The organism is Arthrobacter sp. 05L417, assembly GCF_056397865.1.
Genome location: NZ_JBFTOG010000118.1, coordinates 1 through 546, shown reverse-complemented (window position 1 = coordinate 546; position 546 = coordinate 1). Strand labels below are relative to the sequence as shown.

1 pseudogene is annotated in these 546 nt (G+C 64.5%); it reads right to left on the bottom strand.

Going from position 1 to position 546, the window contains the following annotated elements:
• Positions 1–546: pseudogene (locus AC1DJW_RS26570) on the bottom strand (pyruvate dehydrogenase (acetyl-transferring), homodimeric type); the annotation flags it as partial.

The following is a 546-nucleotide window of genomic DNA, read 5'->3' as shown; positions in this document are numbered from 1 at the left end:
GGGGTGGATGAGCTGGCCCATGGGGGATTCCTTGTAGGCCAGGACGAGGTCCCGGTCCACGGAGAGGTAGTTCTGGCCCTTGGGGTTGTAGATCTTCGCGGTGGGGAAGAACGCGTCCATGCCGAAGGTGCGCGATTCGTCCGGCACGATGGGGACAATCCGGTGCCCGAATTTCTTGTCGCGGAGCAGGTCTTTGAGTAGACGGACGAAGGCCATGGTGGTGGCGGCCTGCTGTTTGCCGGAGCCGCGCTTGGCGACGTCAAAGGTCTTGGCGTCGGGCAGTTCGACGGCCGCATGGTTGGAACGCCGTTCGGGGACCGAGCCTCCCAGCGCAGCTCGGCGCTCGAGGAGATAGGCGATCTCGGGTGCGTCCATGCCGGGGTGGTAGTACGGGGGGCGGTACAGATCGGTGTCGAGCTGCTCGTCGGTGATGGGGATGCGCAGGTGGTCGCGGAAGGCCTTGAGGTCCTCCATGGTGAGTTTCTTCATTTGGTGGGTCGCGTTGCGGCCCTCGAAGTGGGGTCCGAGTCCGTAGCCCTTGACGGT